Source organism: Bacillus sp. NTK034 (genome assembly GCF_017303275.1).
Taxonomy (GTDB): Bacteria; Bacillota; Bacilli; order Bacillales; family Cytobacillaceae; genus Cytobacillus.
The window spans coordinates 372407-391326 of record NZ_JAFKOJ010000005.1 but is presented as its reverse complement, the minus strand read 5'-3'; the positions used below and the strand labels follow the sequence as shown (position 1 = coordinate 391326).

Annotated in this window: 15 protein-coding genes and 1 rRNA gene; 7 read left to right on the top strand and 9 right to left on the bottom strand. The window is 42.8% G+C overall.

The window, feature by feature from the left end:
• From JI665_RS16885 to dnaA, 9 genes are all read right to left on the bottom strand, one after another.
• Positions 1-69 (bottom strand): 16S ribosomal RNA (locus JI665_RS16885); the annotation flags it as partial.
• A 340-nt stretch (positions 70-409) separates the two neighbouring features.
• A complete protein-coding gene (locus JI665_RS16880) occupies positions 410-1489 on the bottom strand; it encodes an HD-GYP domain-containing protein (protein WP_206841051.1) in 1080 nt (359 codons plus the stop codon).
• A 90-nt stretch (positions 1490-1579) separates the two neighbouring features.
• Positions 1580-4105, bottom strand: a complete 2526-nt coding sequence (gene gyrA / locus JI665_RS16875; protein ID WP_206841049.1) for a DNA gyrase subunit A — start codon at positions 4103-4105, stop codon at positions 1580-1582.
• 231 nt (positions 4106-4336) lie between these two features.
• A complete protein-coding gene (gene gyrB / locus JI665_RS16870) occupies positions 4337-6259 on the bottom strand; it encodes a DNA topoisomerase (ATP-hydrolyzing) subunit B (RefSeq protein ID WP_206841046.1) in 1923 nt (640 codons plus the stop codon).
• A gap of 137 nt (positions 6260-6396) precedes the next feature.
• Positions 6397-6645, bottom strand: coding sequence for an extracellular matrix regulator RemB (remB, locus tag JI665_RS16865; protein WP_206841044.1), 249 nt, complete (start codon positions 6643-6645; stop codon positions 6397-6399).
• Between the two features lie 9 nt (positions 6646-6654).
• On the bottom strand, positions 6655-7773 hold the full coding sequence (gene recF / locus JI665_RS16860) for a DNA replication/repair protein RecF (RefSeq protein WP_206841041.1): 1119 nt from the start codon (positions 7771-7773) through the stop codon (positions 6655-6657).
• A 42-nt stretch (positions 7774-7815) separates the two neighbouring features.
• Positions 7816-8025, bottom strand: coding sequence for a S4 domain-containing protein YaaA (yaaA, locus tag JI665_RS16855; protein WP_048010273.1), 210 nt, complete (start codon positions 8023-8025; stop codon positions 7816-7818).
• Positions 8026-8262: 237 nt separating this feature from the next.
• The gene (dnaN, locus tag JI665_RS16850; RefSeq protein WP_206841039.1) at positions 8263-9399 is read right to left on the bottom strand and encodes a DNA polymerase III subunit beta; all 1137 of its coding nucleotides are present in this window, start codon (positions 9397-9399) and stop codon (positions 8263-8265) included.
• A gap of 176 nt (positions 9400-9575) precedes the next feature.
• Positions 9576-10922 (bottom strand): chromosomal replication initiator protein DnaA, encoded by a 1347-nt coding sequence (gene dnaA / locus JI665_RS16845; RefSeq protein ID WP_206841037.1) that lies wholly within the window; start codon positions 10920-10922, stop codon positions 9576-9578.
• A 1077-nt stretch (positions 10923-11999) separates the two neighbouring features.
• On the opposite strand from dnaA, the gene rpmH reads away from it, so the two are divergent.
• The 7 genes from rpmH to rsmG all read left to right on the top strand — a co-directional run bounded on the left by rpmH (position 12000) and on the right by rsmG (position 18853).
• On the top strand, positions 12000-12134 hold the full coding sequence (rpmH, locus tag JI665_RS16840; protein WP_019382473.1) for a 50S ribosomal protein L34: 135 nt from the start codon (positions 12000-12002) through the stop codon (positions 12132-12134).
• An 82-nt stretch (positions 12135-12216) separates the two neighbouring features.
• Positions 12217-12585 (top strand): ribonuclease P protein component, encoded by a 369-nt coding sequence (gene rnpA, locus JI665_RS16835; RefSeq protein WP_206841035.1) that lies wholly within the window; start codon positions 12217-12219, stop codon positions 12583-12585.
• Between the two features lie 137 nt (positions 12586-12722).
• On the top strand, positions 12723-13508 hold the full coding sequence (gene spoIIIJ / locus JI665_RS16830; protein ID WP_206841033.1) for a YidC family membrane integrase SpoIIIJ: 786 nt from the start codon (positions 12723-12725) through the stop codon (positions 13506-13508).
• Positions 13505-14131, top strand: coding sequence for an RNA-binding cell elongation regulator Jag/EloR (jag, locus tag JI665_RS16825; RefSeq protein WP_206841032.1), 627 nt, complete (start codon positions 13505-13507; stop codon positions 14129-14131). The genes spoIIIJ and jag overlap by 4 nt, the downstream gene beginning before the upstream one ends.
• Positions 14132-14686: 555 nt before the next feature.
• On the top strand, positions 14687-16072 hold the full coding sequence (gene mnmE / locus JI665_RS16820) for a tRNA uridine-5-carboxymethylaminomethyl(34) synthesis GTPase MnmE (RefSeq protein WP_206841030.1): 1386 nt from the start codon (positions 14687-14689) through the stop codon (positions 16070-16072).
• Positions 16073-16203: 131 nt separating this feature from the next.
• Positions 16204-18093, top strand: a complete 1890-nt coding sequence (gene mnmG / locus JI665_RS16815; protein WP_206841027.1) for a tRNA uridine-5-carboxymethylaminomethyl(34) synthesis enzyme MnmG — start codon at positions 16204-16206, stop codon at positions 18091-18093.
• A 43-nt stretch (positions 18094-18136) separates the two neighbouring features.
• Positions 18137-18853 (top strand): 16S rRNA (guanine(527)-N(7))-methyltransferase RsmG, encoded by a 717-nt coding sequence (gene rsmG / locus JI665_RS16810; RefSeq protein ID WP_206841025.1) that lies wholly within the window; start codon positions 18137-18139, stop codon positions 18851-18853.
• Positions 18854-18920: the final 67 nt, after the last annotated feature.

Sequence of the window (18920 nt, the reverse complement as noted above, 5' to 3'; positions counted from 1 at the left end):
CCGCTCGACTTGCATGTATTAGGCACGCCGCCAGCGTTCGTCCTGAGCCAGGATCAAACTCTCCATATAAGAGTTGATTAAGCTCATAAGTTGTCTTTTTAAAAAAGACTAAAGAATTAACGTTGACGTTTTTGTTCGTTCAGTTTTCAAAGATCAATCCGCCGCTTGAGGCGACTTAATTAATATATCATTTTTGATAATCAATGTCAACAAGTTTTTTTATCTCGTTAGATGATGATGTGAACCTCTTGCTGACTTGAATAAGTATACCAACCCTTCTCTATTAATTGCAAGCACTTTTTAATAGAAACTAAATCTTTTTTTTATAAAAGGAAGATCTGTTAAATTTGCCTGCTGTAATCAGCAATAAACCTTTAACAGCCTAAATAAAAAAGACCGCAGTATGCAGTCATTTTAACACTTCATCAATATATAACTGGCGGTTTTTCTCTAATGGAATTATTTCTCCGGTTTCTAGAAGTTTCACAAGCGGTCTCGTAGGTGATTTATCTTCTATAAAAAGTATTTCTGCAGTCTGGCCATCAGAGAGCTTTACCAAGCTGCCAATGGAAAAGTTCATGATGCCGGAACCCAGAGCTTGAATGGATGGGATATCATATTTGCCGAAGCTATCCTGAAGCAGCATTTCAAGCACTTTAAATGGAGATTGTTTCCGTCTGTAGAGTCTTTGGGATGTCATGGCATGAAATGCATCCGCTGCCGCAATGATTCTTCCAGCCTGATTGATTTTGCTGCTTTGTTCTCCAAACGGATAGCCGCTGCCGTCCAGCCGCTCATGGTGCTGGATAATTCCGACCTTCGTGCTTTCTCTTAATAAAGATATATTCTGAACCATTTTAAAGCTAAGGGTTGAATGTCTTTTAATTTCTTCAAATTCTTCGGAGTTTAATGAACTGCTTTTATGCAGGATGGATGGGTTTATTTTCGCCATGCCCGCATCTGCCAGGCAGCCTCCAAGGGCAAGCTGCACAATTTCCCCCTTATTCAAACTTAGTTTTTTCCCTATAAAGGCACTGATCATTCCCACAGCTATAGAATGCTGGTATAAATAATCTTCATTCGTAGAAAGATGATGAAGGGAAAAGATTCCTGAAGGGTTTTTCTCCATTTTTTCAATCAGCGGAATCATAATGTTTCTTATTTTTGCAATATCCACGTGAAGGCCTGATTGCCAGGACATAAATTCTTTTTTGAAATTTTGAACGCCTGTTAAGAATGCATTTAAAAAACTTGATTCATTTGATTCTATCAGTTCCTCAGCGTCTTCCAGGCTTCCTTCAGAAGCAAAAGGCTTTCCGTTAACCATGGTGGTTTCAACTTCCGCATCATCAATCAGGAATACTTTCATCATATCCAGCAGTTCCTTCGTCAGCACTGTTTTTTGGCTGATAATAGGGCGATTCGTCAAACTGAAAACATCCTCTGATAAAATACAGCCCTCTCTTAATTCCTGTATAGGTACACGCACCGTTTCCACACTCCAAATGTAATGAGTCTTTTATACCATTTTACATTATTTGGACAAAAAAAAGGAACACAAATCTGTGTTCCTTAAAATTTATTCTTCGCTATTATCTCCATTTACTTCTTCTTCAGGAAGTGAATCGGCATCTTCAAGAGGCTTTGTTAATTCTTCTTCATCTTTTTCCTCTTCTTTTTCAACTTTCGCTACAGTGGATACCGCTTCGTCAGCATCTTCATTTATACGGATGAGTCTGACACCTTGCGTGTTTCTTCCCATAGTGGAAATATCGTTCACTGCCATTCGGATTAGTACTCCGCCTGTTGTAATAAGCATAACGTCTTCTTCTCCCGTGACAGCTTTCATGGAAACGAGGCTTCCGTTCTTGTCTGTGATGTTGCAGGTCTTGATTCCTTTACCGCCTCTGCCTTGAACACGGTATTCTTCGGCAGGAGTGCGTTTTCCATAACCGTTTTTAGTTACGATCAGAATCTGGCTGTCATCCTCAAGGACTTCCATGCCAACAACTTCATCACCGGCACTTAAGTTTATTCCTTTAACACCAGTAGCTGTTCTACCCATAGAACGAACATCTTCTTCCGGGAATCGGATCAGCATGCCATGGTTGGTTCCAATTATGATCTCCTTGCTGCCATCTGTCAGACGCACCGAAATTAATTCATCATCTTCGCGAAGATTCAGGGCAATTAAGCCATTATTGCGGATATTGGCAAATGATGATAATGGTGAACGCTTGGAAATCCCTTGCTTAGTTGTGAAGAACAGGAACCAATCATCGGCAAATTCTTCAACAGGAATAATTGCATTTACCCATTCATCTTTGTCCACTCCAAGAAGGTTAATGATTGGAATCCCTTTCGCAGTACGGCTGAATTCAGGAATTTCATAACCTTTAGCGCGATACACCTTTCCTTTGTTCGTGAAGAAAAGGATGGTATCGTGTGTGGAAGTGGTAATGAGGTGTTCAACAAAGTCATCCTCATTGGTTCCCATTCCCTGAATACCCCGGCCACCGCGTTTTTGGGCACGGTAAGTCGAGACAGGAAGACGCTTGATGTATCCCTTATGAGTTAGCGTAAGAACAATATTTTCGCGCGGGATTAGATCTTCGTCTTCAATTTGTTCGATTCCGCCGGCAACTATTTCTGTACGGCGTTTATCGTTGAATCTCTCTTTTACTTCGGTTAATTCTTCACGGATAATTTCCAATACTTTTTCTTCATCAGCCAAAATAGCTTTTAATTCAGCAATTAATGCTACAAGGCTTGAATATTCGTCTTCAATCTTTTCGCGCTCTAAGCCAGTCAAACGCTGCAGACGCATGTCAAGGATCGCCTGGGCCTGTTTTTCAGAAAGATTGAACTTGGTCATTAAGCCTTCACGTGCGATATCGGTTGTCTGGGAACTGCGGATAAGGTTGATTACTTCATCCAGGTGATCAAGGGCAATCCTTAAACCTTCCAAAATGTGTGCACGGGCTTCTGCCTTTTTCAATTCGAATTCTGTTCTGCGGCGGATTACGACCTTTTGGTGATCCAGATAATGCTGCAGACATTGTTTGAGATTTAGAACTTTAGGCTGGCCATCTACAAGCGCAAGCAGGTTTATGCCAAAACTTGTCTGAAGAGCCGTCTGCTTATAAAGGTTGTTCAGCAGAACATTGGCATTCGCATCTTTACGGACCTCGATCACAATGCGCATACCGTTTCGATCTGATTCATCACGCAGGTCAGTAATGCCATCAATTCGTTTATCCCGAACCAGTTCGGCAATTTTTTCAATCAGCTTTGCTTTATTCACCTGGTAAGGAATTTCATTTACAATGATAACTTCTTTTCCATTGGACTTCTGCTCGATTTCCACTTTGGCCCTTAGTGTAATGGAACCGCGGCCTGTTTCGTAAGCTTTGCGGATGCCGCTTCGTCCAAGAATAAGACCGGCAGTCGGGAAGTCTGGACCTGGAATGATTTCCATGAGCTCCTGAACAGTGAGATCCGGCTCCTGGCTGATGGCAAGCACTCCATCAATTACTTCACCAAGCTGATGGGGCGGAATATTGGTCGCCATACCAACGGCAATTCCGGAAGTTCCGTTTACGAGAAGATTTGGAAAACGCGCAGGCATAACGACAGGTTCTTTCTCAGCACCATCATAGTTATCCTGGTAATCAATCGTGTCTTTATTAATATCGCGCAAAAGCTCCATAGAGATTTTGGACATGCGGGCCTCGGTATAACGCATCGCAGCTGCAGCGTCACCATCGACAGAACCAAAGTTTCCGTGTCCTTCAACAAGCATATAGCGATAGTTGAAATCCTGAGCCATACGAACCATCGTGTCATATACTGCGGAGTCACCGTGCGGGTGGTATTTACCAATTACTTCCCCAACAATACGGGCCGATTTTTTAAATGGTTTATCAGAATGCATCCCTAAATCATGCATTGCATATAAGATTCTTCGGTGAACCGGCTTTAAACCATCCCGTACATCCGGAAGGGCACGTGAAACAATTACACTCATGGCGTAGTCCAGGAATGATGAACGCATTTCCTGGCTAATATTAATTTCTTTTACTTGAGAATTCGGTGTATCGGCCATTTAAAGGAACCTCCTTTAAAGAGACGCAGGATGAACTGTCATCCGTTTGTCACTTCGTTTAGCTGAAACCTGCATGGTCTTTCCATACAGATCCTGCTTTTTTTCATAAATTAGACGCACTTGGGGCATTAAATAAAAAGAATAAACCAATTATGTAAAAGCAGGATAGAGAACCTCTATCCTGAAAGAAAGCGAAGGCCCTTGGCCTGTGCTGTAGGCTTGCTTTTACAATTAAATATCCAGATTCTTTACATAAACCGCATTTTCTTCAATAAAGTTCCGGCGAGGCTCTACCTTGTCACCCATTAGGATTTCAAACGTTTCGTCAGCTTCGATGGCATCCTCAAGATTCACCTGGAGAAGGGTTCTTGAATCCGGATTCATTGTCGTTTCCCAAAGCTGGCCCGGGTTCATTTCCCCAAGTCCTTTATAGCGCTGAATTCCCGGCTTAGGCTGGCTCGGAAGTTCGCCAAGAATTTTATCCAGCTCGCGGTCATTATAGGCATATTCAATCTTTTTGCCCTGCTGGATCTTGTATAGAGGCGGCTGGGCAATATAGATATAGCCAGCCTCAATAATCTGCCTCATATAACGGTAAAAGAACGTTAATAGTAACGTGCGGATATGTGCACCATCGACATCCGCATCCGTCATGATGACAATTTTATGATAGCGGGCCCTGGAGATATCAAAATCTTCGCCTATACCGGTTCCGATTGCGGTAATAATCGCACGGACCTCATTATTGGACAGGATTTTATCCAGGCGGGCTTTTTCTACGTTCAGAATCTTCCCTCTAAGAGGAAGGATCGCCTGGAAATGACGGTCACGCCCCTGCTTGGCAGATCCGCCCGCAGAGTCACCCTCAACCACATAAATTTCGCTTATAGAAGGATCTTTAGAAGAACAGTCAGCGAGTTTACCAGGCAGGCTGGATACTTCAAGAGCACTCTTCCTTCTTGTAAGCTCCCTTGCTTTTTTAGCGGCCAGTCTTGCTCTTGCTGCCATAAGTCCTTTTTCAACAATTTTTCTGGCTACAGCCGGATTTTCGAGCATGAATTTTTCAAGAGCTTCAGAGAAAATCGTATCGGTTGCTGCACGCACCTCAGAGTTTCCAAGCTTCGTTTTGGTCTGCCCTTCAAACTGAGGATCAGGATGTTTAACGGATACAATAGCCGTTAAGCCTTCACGGACATCTTCACCGGAAAGGTTTGCGTCACTCTCTTTAAAGACGCCATTTTTACGTGCATAGTCGTTGATAACCCTTGTTAAGGCTGTCTTAAATCCGGATTCATGCGTACCGCCTTCATAGGTATGAATATTATTGGCAAAAGAATAGATATTGCTTGTAAATCCATCATTATACTGAATGGATACTTCAACAGTAATGCCTTCCCGTTCGCCATCAATATAGATAGGCTCTTCATGAAGAACTTCCTTCGTTCTGTTCAAATGTTCAACGTACGATTTAATTCCACCCTCGTACATATATTCATTTTTCTTGTTTTCTTCACGCTTATCCTCAATCGTGATCTTTAATCCCCTATTCAGGAATGCCAGTTCACGGATGCGGTTTGCAAGTGTTTCATAATCATATTCAAGGGTTTCAGTGAAGATTTCACTGTCCGGCTTAAAGTGGATGGTTGTTCCGGTATGGTCGGATTCGCCGATCACCTCAAGATCTGCACTTGGGACTCCACGCTCAAACTTCTGATAATATTTTTTTCCATCGCGATGGACAAATACTTCCAGCACAGTTGAGAGAGCATTAACCACAGAAGCACCGACTCCATGCAAGCCTCCGGAAACCTTGTATCCTCCGCCTCCGAATTTACCGCCTGCATGCAGAACTGTCATGATGACTTCGACTGCCGGGCGTCCCATTTTTTCGTGGATTCCGACTGGTATACCTCGTCCGTTATCCACTACCGTAATACTATTATCCTTTTCGATAATCACATTGATTTCAGAACAGTAGCCTGCCAGTGCTTCATCAATACTATTATCGACTATTTCCCAAACTAGATGGTGAAGCCCTTTGGCACTTGTTGAACCGATATACATTCCCGGACGCTTCCGAACTGCTTCCAGACCTTCCAGTACCTGTATCTGATTCTCATCATAGGATTGTTCCTGCACTGCCTTTTGCTCCATTGCCACATCGGTCACCTACACTTTCCATTTCACTAATCTATACAAAAGCCTGGCTTCCTGAGTTGAGCCAAACTGTAGTTTTCACTGACTTGCCTTTCGTTCCATCAGGGAAGTTCTTCCGGCAGTCCTGCATTTCTTTAAAATTCGTGAACACTTAATTTATGGGATCGTTTCTTTAACGTACCTGAGGATAGCGGAGAAAAATAGATCTTTTCTGTTGTGACGACTACAGATTTATAGGAACCTTTTGCGAGGTTCACAACTGACTCCTCCAGGTTCTCTTTACGCTCTTCCGCATACTCGGAAGCAAGGGCTGTTTCTTTATCAATTATGGCGACAATATCCCTTGCCCGGACCAATACATCTTCACCTATATGGATGTACATGCGATCACCTCACTGAATCTTCTTGATTCTCCCTGCCTCAACACTGAACGCTGCTGCTTCTTTAAGTGTCTGGTGGTCTATTCCATCAACGCTTGTAGTAGTGACAAACGTCTGTACTTTCCCTTGAATGGTATTCAATAAATGGGATTGACGATAATCATCCAATTCCGAGAGGACGTCATCCAGCAGCAGAATGGGATATTCTCCAATTTCAGAATGGATCAGTTCGATTTCGGCAAGCTTAACTGACAGAGCTGTCGTTCTTTGCTGTCCCTGTGAACCGAATGTTTGCACATCGCGCCCATTCACATGAAAAATCAGGTCATCGCGATGCGGCCCAAACATGGTAACGCCCCGGTCTATTTCCCTGTTTTTCACTTTTGCAAATTTATCCTGGTATACTTTAACCATTTTCGACAAATCTTGTTCTTCTGATACCTCGGCAGAAGGCTTGTACTCAATTTTTAAGGTCTCGAGCCCTCTTGATATCCCTTCATGAATCGGCTGTGCCCAATTCTCAAGGAGTCTGAGAAACTCGTAACGCTTTGAAACAATCTTTGCAGCCATCTCAATGAATTGCTCTGTTAAAATCTCAAGCATGGTATGGTCGGTCTGCTTTTTGATCTGGAGCATTTTCAAGTAGTGGTTGCGCTGCTGGAGGATTTTCTGATACTGGCTGATATCATGCAAATAGACAGGTGAAACCTGCCCAATTTCCATATCAATAAAACGACGCCTTACTTGAGGGCTCCCTTTCACAAGATGGAGATCTTCAGGCGCGAACATCACAACATTCATATTGCCGACATACTGGCTTAATTTCTGCTGCTCTATATGATTGCATTTGGCTTTTTTGCCTTTTTTGCTGATGACTAATTGCATTGGCAGGGATCCTTGCCTTTTTTGGACCCTTCCTTCTATTTTAGCATATTCCTGATCCCAGCGAATAAGATCTTTGTCATTTGATGTCCGATGGGACTTTGCCATTGCCAGCACATAGATCGATTCCATGACATTTGTCTTTCCCTGGGCATTCTCACCCAAAATTACATTTACTTTATTTTCAAAATTTACTTCAAGCTCTTCGTAATTCCGGTAATTTTTTAATAGCAACTGCTCTATATGCATAGACGCTACATCCTTTTAAATTTTAACGCTGAGAACAGCGGGCTAGATGATCGTAAATTCACCCACATCCGGAATTTCGATTTTATCCCCGGTTCTTAGCTTTCTTCCCCGTCTTTGATCCTGTTCCCCATTGACGAAGACTTCGTATTCACTCAGGAACCATTTGGCCATTCCGCCTGTTTGAATCACATCAGCAGCTTTTAAAAATTGGCCCAGCGTAATATATTCTGTATCAATTTGAATTTCCGTCATATTTTCACTCTTTCCCATTGTCCGACTTCAAGTGCTGCAGTGATTTCTGCACTTTGGCAAAACAATTTCAGAATGGTATCTAATATTCTATTTTACTAAATAAATCGCAGATACACAAAGAAAACTCGCCTGCAGCTGTTTATTTTCATTATTCCCCTGCAATTGGCCGATATTCTGGCAGATAAGAGGTCAGTTTATAAAAAAAATTAAGCCGCCGGCAAAACCGGCAGCTTTTTCTTAATAAGTCCTTACTGGCAAAATCAATTGCAGGATGGATTCATCGTTTAAAGGTTTGATGATGAATGGTCTCATGGCTCCGGTGAAGCTGATTGTAATTTCAGAGCCTTCAAGTGCTTTTAGGGCATCCATCATGAATTTCGCGCTAAAGGAGATTTTTAATTCTTCGCCTTCTACGGATTTGCTCTGCACTTCTTCGACAACTTTTCCGATTTCAGGTGTGTTGGATGAAATTTCGATTACACCGCCATCAATTGTTGAGAACTTGACCACATTATTGCGGCCTTCTTTTGCCAATAAAGAGGCACGGTCAATAGCCTGCAGGAATTCCTTTGTATTGACGACAACATCTGTTTTGCTGTCTGAAGGGATCAATCTGGATGTATCCGGGTAATTTCCTTCCAGCAGCCTTGAGAAGAACAGCAGATGTTCAGCCTTAAAGAGAACCTGGTTTTCAGTAATAACGATATCGATTAAATCATTGTTGTCATCAAGAATTTTGCTTAGTTCACTTAAGCTTTTTCCCGGAATGACCACATTGTAGCTTTCGCTGGCATTTGTTTCGATTTGCGCTTTTCTTAATGCCAGCCTATGACTATCTGTTGCAATACAGGTTAATGTCCCGTTTTCCACCTTCCAGTTTACACCTGTCAAGATAGGGCGTGTTTCTGAGGTGGACACTGCGAATACCGTTTGGCGAACCATTGCTTTTAATAAGTCTGTAGGAATCTTAAACACATTCTCTTCCTCGATTTGAGGCAAGTGAGGATATTCCTCAGCATCCAGACCATTAAGATTGAATTCAGACTTACCTGAACGGATGACTGTCTGTAAATGGGTTTCAACGCTGATCTCTACACTGTCAGTCGGAAGCTTCTTAACGATTTCGCTGAAGAACTTCGCTTGGAGCACAATGGCACCAGCCTGTTTGATCTCGACAATTTCATCCCCTGCTTCTTCTTTAGGAATAAAAGATTCGATTGAAATATCAGAGTCGCTTCCCGTTAATGTGACTCCTTCTTCAGAAGCGACAATTTTAATCCCCGTTAGGATGGGAATAGTCGTTCTGCTTGTTACTGCTTTCATAACATCCTGGACGCTTTGGACCAAACGGTCGCGCTGGATTATAAATCTCATTTTTTAAATCCTCCAAGCATATTTTAATGGCGTATTGAATATATATATTTTTTATAAAAAAATAGTAGAAGTACTAGTAGGTCCTGTTAGTATGTGGATAACTGCATTTTTTGAAAGGAAACACAGCCTATCCACATGTGGACAGACTGTGTGTAAGTTTGGTCAAGTTATACACATTATACCTTTAGCATTTCATTGATTTCTTTCAGCTGCTTTTCAAATTGTGAATCTGACTGAAGCATCTTTGAAATTTTTTCATGGGCATGAATGACGGTCGTATGGTCCCTTCCGCCAAATTCCTCCCCTATTTTAGGAAGAGAAAAGTCGGTTAATTCCCTTGATAGATACATGGCAATCTGGCGGGGGAATGCGACAGACTTTGTTCGTTTCTTCGCTTTGAAATCCTCAAGCTTTACATTAAAGTGTTCCCCAACCACCCTTTGAATTTCATGGATGGTAATAACTTTCGGTTTGGAGCTTGGAATAATATCCTTTAATGCTTCTGCTGCAAGATCTGCATTAATATCTTTATTTATTAAAGAGGAGTAAGCTACTACACGAATCAGAGCGCCCTCAAGTTCACGGATGTTGGAGTCAATCTGATTGGCAATATACAGCATAACTTCATTAGGAATATCAAGTCCCTCTGCTTTCGCTTTTTTGCGCAGGATCGCAATACGCGTTTCAAGGTCGGGAGGAGTAATATCAGTAATTAGCCCCCATTCAAACCTGGAGCGAAGACGGTCTTCCAGCGTAGGAATTTCCTTTGGAGGACGGTCGCTTGAGATGATGATCTGCTTGCTTTCTTCATGCAAGGTATTAAAAGTATGGAAAAACTCTTCCTGTGTCTGTTCTTTTCCAGCAAGAAACTGAATATCATCGATAAGAAGAACATCCACATTTCGATATTTATCGCGGAAATCTCCCGCTTTGTTATCTCGGATCGAGTTAATGAATTCATTCGTAAATTTCTCGGAAGATAAGTATACGACTTTAGCCGATGGATTATGATCTAATACATAATGGCCGATTGCATGCATAAGGTGAGTTTTTCCGAGTCCAACTCCCCCGTAAATAAATAAAGGATTGTATGCCTTAGCCGGAGCCTCGGCTACAGCAAGTGAAGCTGCATGGGCGAAGCGGTTTCCGGACCCGATGACAAACGTGTCGAATGTATATTTCGGGTTTAGCATCGTTAATGGCAGTTCCTGCTGTTCTTCCTCCGGCTTTTTCTTTTTTGGAGGAAGAGGAAGATCGACTTCTTCTTCACTTTGATTTTGCGGAATGATGAATTTTACTCCTAATTCTTCACCGGTTATGTCATAAAGAATTCCGGAGATCAGCTGGGAATAGCGCTCTTCAAGCCAGTCACGGGCAAACTCATTCGGGGCCTTAACGACTAAAGTGTCTCCCTGCAGAGAATGCGCTTTTGTCGATTTCAGCCATGTATCAAAACTGGGCTTGCTGATTTTTTTCTCGATATTGGCCAGAGCATTATTCCAAAGATCCGCAATGTTTTCCAATGATATCCCTCCTTTTCCATTTATAATTGGGAATTTAGATTACTGTCCAGCTCCGGTGTCTTTCGAAGGACACCTTCCGCTTTTCTTTGTTTCGAGCCACAAAAACGATAGGTTATACACGCTGTATAACCCTGAAGTTTATAAATATACGAAACTGTTTATGTGGAAAAATATATAATAAGGAAGTAAAGTGGAATTTCGACAGTATCCACTGTCTGTGGACAAACTTTTACAAACCCCTTGGATAACCTGTCCACATGTTATCCACAATCTGTGGATAATGAAGATATACACAATGATTTATTAAGTGTTAAAACACAATTATGATAACAGATAATGCTTTTGTCTGCAATGCTTTTTAAACCTTTATCCACAACATGCCATCCCTGTTCATAAAAATTGTCCACAGCCTCTGGTTGTGTGAAAAACTTGTCAATATGTGATGTGGATAATGAAAATGCTGTCGAAATTTTATCCACAGCCCTGTTTTTTTAGAAAATCCAATTCTGAATATCAGATGGAGAGATGCCATTTTTTCGTGGCCAGGTCATCTGGAGACCGTCAGAATTTGCAGTCTCAAATAGCAGCTTTTACAATGAACTAATGAGAAAAACGTGGAAAAATGAAATTTTAGGATGACATTCAGGCAAAAAGAAGGTAAACTTTCTGAGTGGGTTCTTTCAGATATGCAAAAAGAGAAAGAGCAGCAAAGCGTTTTTAAATGTTATTTCGTAAGTTGTTTATTCATAATAAATTTTAACTGCTGAGTTGATTGGAGCGCAGGGCACTTGATCCTCGAAAATGCATTCGCATTTTCTTCGTGCGGTGTTGATTCAAGGAAGCTTATTCAATGTCCTGCGGGAGGCTCCCGTTCCTCCCCGCGGAAAGCAAGTGCCCGCAGCGGAGATCAACGAACTAACTTTATAAGAAAAAACAAATTATGAAAGAAAGAGCCGAAACTAATTTTTTTGCCATTGAAGGCAGATTGACTTATATGCATAGTTGACAATTTTCTAGTTACATCTATATAATTAGAAAGACTGTCTTTAACAGCAATTCCTCAGGGAGGTGTCATATATGAAAAGAACTTATCAACCAAACAAGCGTAAAAGAAGCAAGGTTCATGGTTTCCGCAGCCGCATGAGCTCTCCGAACGGACGTAACGTTCTAGCTCGCCGCCGCCGCAAAGGAAGAAAAGTATTATCTGCTTAGGCCACTGAAACGTCAGTGGTCTTTTTTTCCATGTAAAGATAAATGTCCAAGGCGCTCTGCGCTTTTTTGAAAAGGTGATGACATGAAAAAAGAGTTCCGTGTAAAAAAGAATAAAGAATTTCAAGAGGCCTTTAAAAAGGGAAAGTCATTCGCCAACCGTCAATTTGTCGTTTACATCTTGAGAAAAGAGGAGCAGAATCATTTCCGCATTGGCCTTTCTGTCAGTAAAAAAATCGGCAATGCCGTTATGAGGAACCAGATCAAAAGGTATATCCGCCAGGCATTCTTAGAACTGGAGGAGGAAATTAAGCCGCAGTATGATCTGATCGTCATTGCGAGGAAACCGGTGGCAGAAATGGATTTTCATGAAGTTAAAAAGAGTCTGATCCATGTATTGAAGGTTTCGCGGGTTTTGAATAAACCGGGACTTGGAAATACTAAAAATCAATAATCTTTATCTATCTTTATTTTGAAGCACTTCATTTTAAAAGATGGTAAAATAAGATACATATGAGCGTGTGCCCTCTGAGGGGGACAAGCAAATGATATCCATACTATTATCAGGAGCAATTAAGGAGGAAAAAACGGTTGAAGAAACGAATATTCCTATTAATCGGTTTAGTGTTTGTGATGGCCCTTTTATCGGGCTGTACAGAAATCAACCAGCCGATTACATCTGAAAGTGAAGGCTTTTGGAACGAGTATATTGTCTACCCGCTTTCGCTGTTTATTATTAAGGTAGCGGAATTTGCAGGCGGCAGCTATGGACTATCGATTATTATTGTGACGATCATTATCCGGCTGGTCATCCTGCCATTAATGATTAAACAAACGAGAAGTTCAAAAGCGATGCAGGCGATACAGCCAGAAATGCAGAAGCTTCGTGAAAAATACAGCTCAAAAGACCAGAAAACCCAGCAAAAGCTGCAGCAGGAAACAATGGCTTTATTCCAAAAGCACGGCGTTAATCCGCTTGCAGGATGTTTTCCACTGGTGATTCAAATGCCGATCCTGATCGGTTTCTATCATGCGATTACACGTACGCGCGAAATCGCAAACCATAATTTCCTTTGGTTTGACCTTGGTTCTCCGGATCCAATTTACTTATTGCCTTTAATTGCAGGTGTGACAACGTTCATTCAGCAGAAAATGATGATGGCCGGCACTCAGCATACGGGGCAAATGGCTGCACAAATGAAAATGATGCTTTACCTAATGCCGATTATGATCGTTATTTTTGCCATTAACTTCCCGGCAGCTCTTTCTTTATACTGGGTAGTGGGGAATATCTTCATGATCGTTCAAACGTATTTCATTAAAGGTCCGGACCTGAAAGCTGCAGCGGCCGGAAATGCAGGAGGAGCCAAAAAGTGAAACAAGTAACTGCTACAGGACAGACCGTCAAGGAAGCAGTAGAGTCAGCTTTAGCTCAATTAAACACAACAGAAGACCGCTTAGAGATTACTATCGTTGATGAGGGTAAAAAAGGCATTTTCGGGATTTTCGGATCCCGGCCGGCCGTGGTGAAAGCTGTGAAGAAACCTGATCCGATTGAGGAAGCCGAAAAGTTCCTCAAAGACGTCAGCGGGAAAATGGGCGTGACCATTGAAATTGAAACATTAAGGGACGGAAAAAATGTTCAATTTATCCTATCCGGTGAAAAGATTGCTCTTTTAATCGGAAAAAGGGGACAAACGCTCAATTCCCTCCAGTATTTGACACAGCTGGTCATTAACCGCTATGCGGAGCAGTACTTAAATGTAGTGCTTGATGCAGAGGATTACCGGAAAAGACGCCAGGATACCCTGATTCAACTGGCTGAAAGGCTTGCTCAAAAAGCTTTGAAGACGGGAAAAGAAATAGCACTGGAACCTATGCCTTCATATGAACGCAAAGTGATCCATACCGCCCTCGTAAATAATAAGCGAATCAATACGTATTCTGATGGCAATGACCCGCATCGTCATATTGTCATCGCACCAGCCAGAACAAGATAGCAGGAAAAGCGGAAGCGCAGCGCTGTAGCTAGACAGTTATCGACGTTCAAAATATAAAAATTTCTTATATTGCAAATCCCAGTCCATTTACGGATTGGGATTTTTTTTGTCGCACTTTGTCATTTCCCGCAAATTATTAAATCTCAATTGGTTTTATTGTTATTCACATGTGGATAAGTTAAAATAGAGCATATTAATTATGAGACGTGTGGATAATTTTTCAGCGGGTGTATTTAAGCTGGCTGTTGATAAGTAACATGTGACTGATGGACAAGCCGGAATCGCGGGCTGATATGCTTTTCTAAAAAAAAACCATGTGATATTCTATTAATTTGGGGAATCGATATTATTATTTCTAAAGATAAGAAAACTTTCCTTTGACTTGGATAACTGTCTAGCTCCAGGCGCCATCGGCTCGAGGTCATAAGCCAATCCGTCCAAAAGGTTAAAGAACAATCTTTCAGCCGGCTTGTCTTATGCTTGTCGCCGACAAGCGGGCGCCTTCCGCTTTTCGTTATATAGATCGATAAAACAGAAAAAAGAGAGGTGAATGAATTGGAATTTGATACAATAGCCGCGATATCTACTCCGATGGGGGAAGGAGCCATTGCTATTGTCCGCCTGAGCGGTGACCAGGCTTTTGAAATTGCGGACCGGCTGTTCAGAGGAGTGGGAGGCAAGCGTCTAAAGGATGTTGCGTCCCATACCATTCATTATGGACATATTATGGATCCCAAAACCGGACAGATTGCTGAGGAAGTAATGGTTTCGGCCATGAAGGGGCCGAAAACCTTTACTAAAGAAGATGTCATTGAAATCAACTGCCATGGCGGACTGGTTTCCGTAAACCGCGTGCTGCAGCTTTTGCTGAATAATGGTGCACGCCTGGCAGAGCCTGGTGAATTTACAAAGCGCGCCTTTTTGAACGGGCGGATTGATTTATCTCAGGCAGAAGCGGTTATGGATTTAATCCGTGCGAAGACTGACCGGGCTATGAACATGGCACTTGGCCAGATGGAAGGAAGGCTGTCAAAGCTTATTCAGAAGCTTAGGCAGGAAATTCTGGAGATTCTTGCGCATGTAGAAGTCAATATCGACTATCCGGAGTACGATGATGTCGAGGAAATGACCCATCATATGCTGATGGAGAAGGCTTCTTATGTAAAGAAGGAAATCGAAAAGCTTCTTCAGACCTCACAGCAGGGGAAAATTCTGCGTGAAGGACTTTCAACTGTAATCGTCGGACGGCCAAACGTTGGAAAATCTTCCTTATTGAATAGCCTTGTTCACGAGAATAAGGCGATTGTAACAGATATCCCGGGCACAACCCGTGATGTCATCGAAGAATACGTGAATGTAAGAGGAGTGCCTCTCCGCCTTGTTGATACAGCCGGCATTCGCGAAACGGAAGATATCGTGGAACGGATTGGTGTTGAAAAATCAAGGCAGGTATTAAAGGAAGCAGATTTGATTTTGCTCGTGCTCAATTACTCGGATGAATTGACGTCTGAGGATGAAAATATTTTCAAAGCGGTCGAAGGCATGGATGTTATTGTAATTGTCAATAAAACCGACCTTGACCAAAAAATCGACATGAAACGCGTGCGTGAGCTTTCCAAGCATCATAAACTGGTTACAACCTCTTTATTGGAGGATCAGGGAGTCGACGATCTTGAGGAAGCCATTGCTTCTTTATTCTTTGCAGGTTCCATCGAAGCCGGAGATATGACATATGTATCCAATACCCGCCATATTGCCCTATTGAACCAGGCTCAAAATGCCATCGATGAAGCGATGCAGGGTGTTGAGATGGGAACGCCGATTGACATTGTTCAGATTGATTTGACGAGAACATGGGAGCTGCTTGGTGAAATTATTGGTGACAGCGTCCATGAAAGCTTGATCGACCAGTTATTCTCGCAGTTCTGTTTAGGAAAATAGATGATTTAAGCAGGCTGTGTCAGCTGACGCAGCGGAAATAGATTTTTAACTTTTGCAATCGGCTGGCTCAGCCCGTGGCTTTTAAAAGCTTGTGCCTGTGCTTTTCTGATTGCAGCAAAGGAGGCCGCATCATGACATATGAAGCTGGAAGTTATGATGTCATAGTAGTCGGAGCCGGACACGCGGGTGTAGAAGCAGGCCTTGCTTCGGCCCGTCTCGGCGCAAAGACATTAATGATTACAATCAACCTGGATATGGTAGCCTTTATGCCCTGCAACCCTTCAGTCGGAGGTCCTGCAAAAGGGATTGTGGTAAGGGAAATCGATGCTCTTGGCGGAGAAATGGGCAAAAATATTGATAAAACCCATATTCAGATGCGCATGCTCAATACAGGAAAAGGCCCTGCAGTCCGTGCGTTAAGAGCTCAGGCCGATAAATTCACGTATCAGCATGAAATGAAAAAAACGCTGGAAAATGAACCAAACCTGACACTTATTCAGGGAATGGTTGAACGGCTGATTGTCGAAGATGGAGAATGCAGGGGCGTCGTCACCCAGACAGGTGCCGTCTATCATTCAAAAGCCGTAGTTATTACGACCGGAACCTTCTTAAGAGGGGAAATCATCCTCGGTGAGCTCAAGTACTCAAGCGGTCCTAACAACCAGCAGCCGTCCATTAAGCTCTCAGAACACCTGCAGGAGCTTGGCTTTGATCTGGTCCGTTTTAAAACAGGAACACCGCCGCGCGTCAACAGCCACTCCATTGATTACAGCAAAACGGAAATCCAGCCTGGCGATGATGTGCCCAGAGCTTTTTCCTATGAAACGACCAAGTATATTACAGACCAGCTCCCTTGCTGGCTGACGTATACCAATGAAGAAACGCATACATTGATCGACAATAATCTTCATCGCTCGCCAATGTACTCCGGCATGATCAAAGGAACTGGTCCGCGCTATTGCCCGTCAATTGAAGATAAGGTTGTCCGCTTTAACGATAAGCCGCGCCATCAGATCTTCCTGGAGCCTGAAGGCCGGAATACTCAGGAAGTATACGTGCAGGGGCTTTCAACAAGCTTGCCTGAGGATGTGCAGCAGCAGATTCTCAGAACTATCCCGGGACTTGAAAATGTACAGATGATGCGTGCCGGCTATGCGATTGAATATGATTCCATCGTACCTACACAATTATGGCCGACACTTGAAACCAAGAAGGTGAAAAATCTCTTTACTGCAGGCCAGATTAACGGGACATCCGGCTATGAAGAGGCTGCCGGCCAGGGGCTAATGGCAGGCATGAATGCCGGATTAAAATCGCTGGATAAAGAAGAAGTCATTTTAAGCCGATCAGATGCTTATATTGGCGTCCTGATTGACGATCTTGTGACTAAAGGCACGAACGAGCCTTACCGTCTATTGACTTCAAGAGCGGAATACCGTCTGCTGCTTCGCCATGATAATGCCGACCTGCGCTTAACAGAGCTCGGCCGCAAAGTAGGGCTGATCAGTGAAGAACGCTATGGGAAATTCCAGCTGAAAAAACAGGCGATTGAAGAAGAAAAATCACGTTTGCAAGGCATCATCATCAAGCCGACTTCTGATGTGCAGGAGCTGATTAAAAGTCAGGGCGGAAGCGAGCTGAAAGACGGCATCCGCGCCTCTGATCTGCTGAAGCGTCCGGAAATGGCTTATGATCATATCCATCAGCTTATTCCGGCTGAGAATCCACTTGATCCGGATGTTTCCGAACAGGTGGAAATCCAGATCAAGTATGAAGGCTATATTGAAAAGTCACTTCAGCAGGTAGAGCGACTGAAGAAGATGGAGAACAAGAAGATCCCTGAAAACATCGATTATGATGATATTAACGGGCTGGCTTCCGAAGCAAGACAAAAGCTGAAGGAAGTAAGGCCGCTATCTCTCGCGCAGGCTTCTCGAATTTCCGGTGTAAACCCTGCCGATATCTCTATTTTGCTTGTTTATTTAGAACAGGGCAGAATTGCAAGAGTTTCAGCGGAGTAAAAGGGGAAATCCGATCATGTCTGAGAACCGAAAGGATTTATAGATGAATACCGAACAATTTACAGAAATGCTGGCGGCGAAGGGAATTGCCCTTTCGCCACAGCAATTGCAGCAATATGACACATACTATTCCACACTTTTGGAATGGAATGAAAAAATGAATTTAACCGCCATCACGGAAAAGGAAGATGTTTATCTCAAGCATTTTTATGACTCGATAAGCGCTGCTTTTTACTTTGATTTCAACCAGCCGTTAAAGGTTTGTGATGTCGGTGCTGGTGCAGGTTTTCCAAGCATACCGATTAAAATTGCTTTTCCGGGTTTACATATTACAATCGTTGACTCGCTGAATAAACGTATAGGGTTTCTGGAGCATTTAGCGAAGAAGCTGGAGCTTGAGAATGTCCGCTTTATCCATGACCGGGCGGAAACCTTTGGCCAGAACAAAGAGTACCGTGAGTCTTTTGATGTTGTGACAGCACGGGCTGTTGCCAGATTGTCCGTTTTAAGTGAACTTTGTCTGCCTCTGGCAAAAACAGGCGGCACATTTGTTGCTATGAAGGGTGCCAGTGCAAAAGAGGAACTGGATGCCGGCAAAAAGGCCATCTCTGTACTGGGAGGAAAACTTGTGGATTCCCACACGTTTACCTTGCCTGAGGAAGAAAGTGAGCGCAATATTTTAATCATAAAAAAAGAAAAGAGCACTCCTAAAAAGTACCCGCGTAAGCCGGGGACACCCAATAAAACACCAATTGAATAGGGTGCGCAATTTGCCATTGTATGACATAATGGTGTAAACTAATCGATTTTTCCAGATATTTATATTG

What these genes read in the sequence shown, in the direction of transcription:
- gyrA (WP_206841049.1), bottom strand. Translation starts at nt 4,105, where the DNA reads ATGGCCGATACACCGAATTCTCAAGTAAAAGAAATTAATATTAGCCAG.
- recF (WP_206841041.1), bottom strand. Translation starts at nt 7,773, where the DNA reads ATGCATATAGAGCAGTTGCTATTAAAAAATTACCGGAATTACGAAGAG.
- remB (WP_206841044.1), bottom strand. Translation starts at nt 6,645, where the DNA reads ATGTACATCCATATAGGTGAAGATGTATTGGTCCGGGCAAGGGATATT.
- gyrB (WP_206841046.1), bottom strand. Translation starts at nt 6,259, where the DNA reads ATGGAGCAAAAGGCAGTGCAGGAACAATCCTATGATGAGAATCAGATA.
- rpmH (WP_019382473.1), top strand. Translation starts at nt 12,000, where the DNA reads ATGAAAAGAACTTATCAACCAAACAAGCGTAAAAGAAGCAAGGTTCAT.
- mnmG (WP_206841027.1), top strand. Translation starts at nt 16,204, where the DNA reads ATGACATATGAAGCTGGAAGTTATGATGTCATAGTAGTCGGAGCCGGA.
- rsmG (WP_206841025.1), top strand. Translation starts at nt 18,137, where the DNA reads ATGAATACCGAACAATTTACAGAAATGCTGGCGGCGAAGGGAATTGCC.
- rnpA (WP_206841035.1), top strand. Translation starts at nt 12,217, where the DNA reads ATGAAAAAAGAGTTCCGTGTAAAAAAGAATAAAGAATTTCAAGAGGCC.
- yaaA (WP_048010273.1), bottom strand. Translation starts at nt 8,025, where the DNA reads ATGACGGAAATTCAAATTGATACAGAATATATTACGCTGGGCCAATTT.
- dnaN (WP_206841039.1), bottom strand. Translation starts at nt 9,399, where the DNA reads ATGAGATTTATAATCCAGCGCGACCGTTTGGTCCAAAGCGTCCAGGAT.